The following is a 7,582-nucleotide window of genomic DNA, read 5'->3' as shown; positions in this document are numbered from 1 at the left end:
CGACCTCACCGAGAATCGCGTCATCACAACGGAATCACGCTTCGCGGCCTGTCTCAACTGACTTTTGCAACAAAATCGGCACTTTTCGGACATGCCAAGACGGCCTTACGATGTCCGCTCACCGGGGCAAAGCCGACCTCCCGGTTGAACGCCCGGACTTCTCACTTTGACCCATAGCGGTCATCACGCTGAGAGGCCAAGGTCATCTAGCCCCTCGGCGACGCGATCGAGAAAGTCTTGGGTGAAGGGAAGGGCGTGCACGATCTTGCCGATCGTTATATCTGGAGAATAGCGACGAAGCGCCTCCAGTGAATCCAGGGCCGCCAACCGATTCCCAAGTCTAGCATACGAGACAGAAAGACTGCGATTGATCCATGCCGTGGCTGGATCCTCTCGCAGCGCTGCTCGCTTCCATAGAGCGGCATCCTCATAACGGCCAGCGTTAAAGTGAGCACAACCGAGACCGATCAAGCGGCTCGCGTTCGGTCGCAGCCGATCGAGCCTCGTTGCTTGGTCGAAATGCCTAACGGCGGCTTCTCCGTTTCCCAAATAGGCATTAACCCAGCCGCTGCGCTCCCAAGCCCAGACAAGGCTCGGATCTAGGTTTAGAGCACGCGCGATGAGGGCGCCGGCGTGATCCAGTTGACCCGCCATTGTGTGAACCGCGCATCGAGCCGTCAGAACGATCGTATCATCTGGGTCAAGGATGCCTGCGCGTTCACTAAGGAGCAGTGCGTCACTTCGCGCTTGATTCGGTGACGGAGTGCCATTGTGCAAGACAAGTTTCGCATAGCACCATGCTGCCAGTGCTGTTGCAGGCGCATAGTCTGGCTCGATTTCGATCGCGCGACTCAGAAACTCGAGGCCTTGTTTCGCAGCAGCTGGATTGGACGCAAAAACAAATGGAAACGCGCGCATTGTGAGGCCGTACGCAGCGAGGTTCTCAGGGTGTTTGCGGCGCGCGCGTTCGATCTCCGAACCACGGATATGAGGCAGGATGGCCCGCATCACACCCCCCGTGACGCGATCTGCCAACTCAAACAGATCCGTGATCAGTCCGTCGTACGTGTCCCCCCAAATGTGAACGTCCGTTTCCGCGTCAAGCAGACGAATGATGACGCGCACACGGTTTCCGGTCTGAGCAACTCTTCCGGCTAGCAGATAGCGCGTGCCTACGTCACGGGCTGCTTTCAGTGGGTCGGCCATCCTGACGCGAGAAGGCTTCGGAACCGTCACTGAAAGGGAGCGCACTCGACACAGGACTGTCGCGATTCCCTCGGCAACGTGCTCTCCGAATGCTCTGCAATCTGGATCGGTCGCAGAATTCTGCAGGGGCAGCACGGCGATCGAAGGTCTGTCCCGCCAGCTACTCGGCGCAACCGAAATACTGCTGGTGTCGTGGGGCGCCTGGTTTCGAGGTCGGTTTTCCCGCTCGCGACGCTCAAGACGGCTTCGCCGCAACGTCTCCGAGGGCGTTTCCCCAAAATGTCGGCGGTAGTCCTGCGCAAACCTGCCAAAGTGACCGAAGCCAAATCTTGCTGAAACTTCTGTAATGGAGATGTCATTCGAGCCCTCCAGCAAGCACGCGCGCGCAGCTGCTAAACGTAGCTGCCGCCAGAACGTGAGCGGGGAAACAGCAATGAATGCCCGAAAATGCTTGCGCAGTGTTCGTTCGGGAACGTCGCAGTGCGCAACAAGGTCCGCAATGGACATGTTGCTGTTCACATGACCCCGAATGTAGTCGATCGCTTTCTTGAGGCCGTGCGGTATGGGGCGATGAAGCGCTAACACGCCCAAATCGGAAGAGCCGGCCAGCTTTGGCTCGTCTACTTTTGCCTGGGAGCGTGCCATGGGCTCACCGCCGTTCAAGTGCATAAGAGGAGGAAAGCCAAGGATGCCAATAGTAACACAAATTGGGGGCCGGTTGGGGATAGTCAGGCCGAATGCGGATATTCACAGAAGTCCGCCTCAGCGAGCTTTCTGATTGCCGGTGGCCGGTACAACCCAAGGTAACAGGAGGGTATCCATGCATCAGAGCGCTATTATCCGAACTGCCGCGGCGCTGATCGCAGCGGTTGCGGTGGGCATCTCGGGTGGCCAGATCGCGTGTGCGCAACAACAACCGATAAAGCGCACGGACCTGCTCAAGACGCACCTCAGCGACGTAGAAGGCAAAGAGATGCAAGTTTGGGTGGCGGACATTCCACCGGGTGCGGCAACCGGGCCGCACTTTCATCCGACTCCAAGGTTCGTCTACGTCCTCGAGGGTGCTGTTGTTTTGGAACTAGATGGGAAGCCTGCGCGAACGTATACGGCAGGTCAAGCCTATGTAGAGTTGCCTGGCGAGCGCCACAACTTCAGGAATGCTAGCACCAGTGAACCAGCTAAAGCGCTCGGTTTCCAATATATCGGCAAAGATCAGCCACTGCAAATCAACGCTCCCTGACGTTCCTCTCCAGAGGCGTGGGGCGGCCGTCAGATCTGCTGGCACTTCCGAGTCTGGCACCTTTGAGACATGGCGACCGGTCCAGACGATGTCCCTTTCCAGGGGAAGAGCGGAAGTTCGCGGCGCGCTGTCAAAGTGACGCGATTGATGTGGTGGACGACGCCCGCTCCCGGCATCGAATGTGCCAAAGGGGTGATCGTTGAACAACGAATCACCGGAGGGGGTCGTCCACATGCATGTTAACACCATCGGCGTTGATCTCGCTAAGAACGTATTCCAAGTTCACGGCGTGGATAGTGCGGGCAAGGTTGTCATCACCCGTCAGTTGCGGCGCAAGCAGGTCTTGGACTTCTTTAGCAAGCTTCCCGGTTGCCTGGTCGGTATAGAGGCCTGCGGAACCGGTCATCATTGGGCACGTGAAATCTCCAAGCTCGGCCACACCGTTCGTCTGATGCCGCCGAGCTATGTGAAGGGCTACGTCAAACGGTCGAAAAGCGATGCTGCTGACGCGGCTGCGATCTGTGAGGCCGTGACACGCCCATCGAGGCGGTTCGTACCAATCAAGTCGACCGATCAGCAAGCCTTACTCATGTTGCATCGAACGCGGGATCTCTTGATCCGTCAGCGCACGCAGCTGATCAATGCGCTCCGAGCTCACCTTGCCGAGTTCGGCCTCATTGCAGAGAAGGGACGCGAAGGCCTCGCGCAACTTAGCGCTATCATCGCGGCCGAGATGAACCGCGAAGCTCTTCCATCAGCGATGAAACAGGCACTGCAGGCTATTGTCGATCAACTCGCTGCTCTGGAATTGCAGGTCGGGACTCTGGATCGCGCCATCCACGCACATCATCGTGCCAATGATATGAGCTGCCGCCTCGAAACCGTACCCGGGATAGGTGTGATCGGAGCCACGGCTATCGCTTCCACTGTCACAGACCCGAGTGGCTTCAAATCTGCTCGGGATTTTGCAGCATGGATCGGACTTGTGCCGCGGCAGCACTCGACGGGTGGCAAGGAGCGGCTCGGCGGCATCTCCAAGCAGGGAGATCGCTATATCCGACGCTTGCTCGTCATCGGTGCAACGGCCGTTGTTCGACAAGCCCGGCAGCATCCGCAAAAAGCATCCTGGATTATGAGGCTGCTGGCCAAGAAACCAGCCAAGCTCGTCGCCGTTGCGGTGGCTAACAAGATGGCGCGCATCGCTTGGGCGATTATGGCCAAAGGAGGACACTATCGAGCGCCGGAACTTGCTGTAGCCGCCTGAAGAGGCTTGGCAACGGGAGCGTGAGGCGACGGCGGAGCGGGACAATCGAATTGCGAGGGTGATGATGGCGTGATGCGAAACGGTCGAACCGTCGATTGGGAAAACCCGCTTCTGGGTCATGGGCGTCAAAAGCCCGTGCGATTGATTGGGACCCGATCCGCGGACTACATCAGGGCCAGCGGTCATGGTGCCGCGCAAACAGGCCGGACACATGACTTGCACCCGACCGCAAGCCGAACGTCAGATTCCTCTTGCAATGCGGGCGTCGTCCACACATGACCCAATTGAGACATAAGACGCTTGGAGCCGCGCTAACATTCGCCTAGGCTGAACGTCTATGACGACATGAAGCGACGCCATTAAACCAAACTGTCCTTCACTCATGCGCTCTAGAACGCCCGATGGATTTTGCACGATACCAACCGCTACCGGTGGTATCGCGCGGCTCGCATGCGCGCGGATGCGTGAGCTTGGTACCGACGTGGCATCCGTTCTGGCCGAGGTAGGGGCGAGGCCCGAGCAGGTCAACGATGACGCTGTAAGGCTTGAAGTACCGAAGCAAATCAGAATCCTCAAGCTGGCATCAGTAGAACTTCAGGATGAACTTCTCGGTTTTCACCTCGCTCGTAACTTCGATCTTCGCGAAATCGGGCTGGTTTATTATGTCATCGCATCCTCAGATCGGCTCGCCGATGCCCTGTTGAACGTAAAGCGATATTCCACGATTATGAATGAGGGTATTCGCCTTAACGTGAGGCTGGACGAGCGAGCAGTCGCTATAGCGTTCGACTATGTCGACATCGACAGGCAGTCGGATCGGCATCAGATAGAGTTCTGGCTAGTAACGTTGGTGCGGATCTGCCGGCAAGTAACAGATACCAGGCTGGCACCGCGCAGTTTGAAGTTCAGGCACCGGCGTGACGAAACGCCCGCTGAAATGAGAAGCTTTTTCGGATGCGACGTTGAATTTGGCGCTGATAGTGACGAGGTAATTTTCCCAGCGCCCGTAGCGTCCCTGCCCATTGTCGGCTCTGACAACTACTTGAACGATCTGCTACTCCGATACGCAGAAGAAGCACTCGCCGACCGCCCGCAAGTGCGTGCCTCTCTCCAATCGGCCATCGAGAGTGTCTTGCCTCAGCTGCTCCCACATGCCAAAGTCAGCGCATCGGACGTCGCCCAAAGGCTCGCCATTAGTACGCGAACATTGTCACGGAAGCTTCGCGACGAGAATGTGACGTTTTCGGAAATACTGGAAGAGACAAGAGCGGCTCTTGCGAAGCGTTATCTTGCCGAGCGCGATCTGCCGGTCACCCAGATCGCGTGGCTGTTGGGTTATAGCGAAGTCAGCTCTTTCACCCACGCATTCAAGCGTTGGACCGGTATGACGCCGCGCCAATTCCGTTAATAACCGGGAGGATAGGCGCTTAGTATCCGCATCGGCCTCGCGCCATCTGTTCTGTCCGTATCTCGGCACTTCTAGTCGGTATTTCGCGGGCAATAAGCGGTCGTAGCTCAATAAGGTCGGTGAAGACGTCAGCTTGCCGCCGCAGCTCGTCGGCGATCATCGGCGGTTGGCTCGCAATCGTCGATACCACAGTGACGCGTATGCCGCGCCGCTGCATCGCCTCAACCAGCGAACGAAAATCCCCGTCGCCAGAAAACAACACGATCTCGTCGACATGCGCGGCGAGTTCCATGGCATCCACAGCAAGCTCGATGTCCATATTGCCTTTCAACTTGCGTCGGCCGCTAGCATCGATGAATTCCTTGGTCGCCTTGGTGACGACCTTATAGCCGTTGTAATCGAGCCAATCAATTAACGGGCGGATGGACGTGTATTCCTGATCTTCGATAACTGCGGTGTAGTAGTATGCGCGCAGCAATACTCCGCGGCTCTGAAATTCCTTGAGCAGCCGCTTATAATCGATGTCAAAGCCAAGCGTTTTGGCAGTTGCGTAAAGGTTTGCTCCATCTATAAATAATGCAATCCTGTCAGAGGACATTGTTCTGAACACCTTGATCTAAAATTAGTAAGACGATGGGCTCGCGATTTTCACTCGTGGGCGCAGACGTTGAGGCCCTATAGCGAAGGATCAAGATCGGTGCTTGTGATTGTTGGCCAATGATTTGATTTTCGCCGCCAAAACTTAACTTTTGGCGCTCAGCCTCGTGAAAGGCCTCCAGGCCGTGTCGAAGCTTGTTACTTCGCTGTTTGTGAGCAATGGCCAAGCCGCCGATGTCCTTTTGTTGTCGGGCAAGCGGACTAGCCCCGTTAATCAGCCGCTGTCACCTTCTGACGCAGAATGGAGTTCAAGGGCTGATCGCGACACGTGCTGGTCAGCTGACGGCTCCACTTGGGGATTCGTCAAATCGTATGTCGCCTATTGGCACGAAGCTGAAGAGCCGAGCCGATCTGGCGATGTCCGTTGACCGGGGTAGACCGGAAGTGGCTGGCCGACGTCAAGCCGACGCGATTGACCCAGAACGGACTAAGTGGCCCAATTTCATTATCCGACTGTTGGGCGACTAATTCGGAACCCTAACGCCCCGCAGCCCGGCTTCGGCAATCGCTTTCTCCACTGAGCCATCGGACCGCATCCCATTCACGAGTTCATCGACAGTAGGAAGCGCCGAGGCGGCTCGCTTGCGCACTCCGATTGCCATTTGCACTACGTTGAAGCGTCCGGGCAACACACGTGCTCCAGCAGGCAAGGCGTCAGCAATGCGATGGGCGAGATGTAGGTTCTCACCGTAAACGTCGGCTTTGCCTGTTGCCAATGCCTCGCGAGCCGGTTCGAATCCGCCGGGCACCTGTATGATCTCTGCATTTTTGATAAGGCGTGTCAGAACGGTGTGTGGCGCGCTTCCTTGCGCGACGGCGATCTTCACGCCTGCACGGTCGACCTCCTCTGCGGTGGTCGGTGTTGCTCCGGCGCGCGCGACATAGCCGTTGTCTACTTCCATGAACGTCACGCTAAACGCGAGGTATTCTGCGCGAGATGGATCGCGCGCAGCAAGTCCGATGTCCCAGTCATCGCTCGCGAGACTTTCGTTGTAACGCAGGGGATTGTCGTAGGGCTTGAGTTCGATCGGTGCGCCTAGACGCGCAGCGAGGGTGCGGGCAACGGAGACGGAAACACCGCTGAGGGAGCCGTCGGTACCGCGAGTTACCAGAACAGGATTGGAGGCAATAAGAGCAACGCGCAGTTTGCCCGTTGGAGATAGTATGGCAGGCGCGGACGGGGCTTGAGCCCATACGATCCGAGGCGCAGCGGGGAGCGCGGCAGCCCCCGCCGCCAGATGAAGGAAGTGTCTGCGAGATGGTATCATAGCGGTCCCTCTCTCAAATGTTGAGAACAAACCCGACTATTGCCTGCGAAAGGAGTGACGCGTTTACGCTACAGATTTTGGCACTTTTGCGCCAGCGTCAGGGGTGAGAGAGCGCGGTGATCACGTCGCCTGTTGGCACTTTTGAGACATGCATGCCTATCCTAAGAATGTCCGTTCACTGATGTAGACCGGAAGTCGCCGTCGGCACGCCAAACGGACGCGAATGACCCAACTCGGACATTAGCCTCACTTTTTCAGAACCGCAGCGCTATGGAGTTGTTCAAGAAGCTGATAACCTGGGTTCGTTCCGTTCGCTGAGCGGTAACCCGAAGCGCTACTTCGCCTTGTGGAATCAGGGAGGCCATCGTCATGAGCAGGATTACACGACGGGCACTCGGCTTTGCGACTTTGGCGGGGCTGATGCTGGTCTCGGCCGCACCGAGCATCGCCGTCGCGCAGGAGAAGGTAGTGCGCATGGGTAATCAAAAGGTCGGCGCTTACGCACTCATGAAAGCACGCGGCATTCTGGAAGAGCGCCT

General features: G+C 57.3%; 6 protein-coding genes. 3 read left to right on the top strand and 3 right to left on the bottom strand.

The genetic code is table 11. The annotated features are described in order from the left end of the window. Positions 1 to 183 precede the first annotated feature (183 nt). Positions 184 to 1,851: a helix-turn-helix domain-containing protein gene (locus JQ575_RS43315; protein WP_212039248.1), complete on the bottom strand. Its 1,668-nt coding sequence runs from the start codon at positions 1,849 to 1,851 to the stop codon at positions 184 to 186. 175 nt (positions 1,852 to 2,026) lie between these two features. On the opposite strand from JQ575_RS43315, the gene JQ575_RS43310 reads away from it, so the two are divergent. The 3 genes from JQ575_RS43310 (at position 2,027) to JQ575_RS43300 (ending at position 5,118) form a co-directional block, all read left to right on the top strand. Then, positions 2,027 to 2,446: a cupin domain-containing protein gene (locus tag JQ575_RS43310; RefSeq protein WP_212039247.1), complete on the top strand. Its 420-nt coding sequence runs from the start codon at positions 2,027 to 2,029 to the stop codon at positions 2,444 to 2,446. 232 nt (positions 2,447 to 2,678) lie between these two features. Beyond that, positions 2,679 to 3,710 carry an IS110 family transposase gene (locus JQ575_RS43305; RefSeq protein WP_212039249.1) on the top strand — a complete coding sequence of 344 codons (1,032 nt, stop codon included), beginning with the start codon at positions 2,679 to 2,681 and terminating at the stop codon, positions 3,708 to 3,710. A 460-nt stretch (positions 3,711 to 4,170) separates the two neighbouring features. Further along, positions 4,171 to 5,118 (top strand): AraC family transcriptional regulator, encoded by a 948-nt coding sequence (locus tag JQ575_RS43300; protein ID WP_249167308.1) that lies wholly within the window; start codon positions 4,171 to 4,173, stop codon positions 5,116 to 5,118. Between the two features lie 19 nt (positions 5,119 to 5,137). Here JQ575_RS43300 and JQ575_RS43295 read toward each other — a convergent pair whose 3' ends face one another. Next, a complete protein-coding gene (locus tag JQ575_RS43295) occupies positions 5,138 to 5,716 on the bottom strand; it encodes an NYN domain-containing protein (protein ID WP_249167307.1) in 579 nt (192 codons plus the stop codon). 523 nt (positions 5,717 to 6,239) lie between these two features. Next, positions 6,240 to 7,043 (bottom strand): transporter substrate-binding domain-containing protein, encoded by an 804-nt coding sequence (locus tag JQ575_RS43290; protein WP_212039245.1) that lies wholly within the window; start codon positions 7,041 to 7,043, stop codon positions 6,240 to 6,242. Positions 7,044 to 7,582: the final 539 nt, after the last annotated feature.

Source organism: Bradyrhizobium sp. JYMT SZCCT0428, assembly GCF_018131075.1.
Classification (GTDB): Bacteria; Pseudomonadota; Alphaproteobacteria; order Rhizobiales; family Xanthobacteraceae; genus Bradyrhizobium.
Note: the sequence above shows the minus strand (reverse complement) of the source record. Positions and strands in the feature narration are given on the sequence as shown.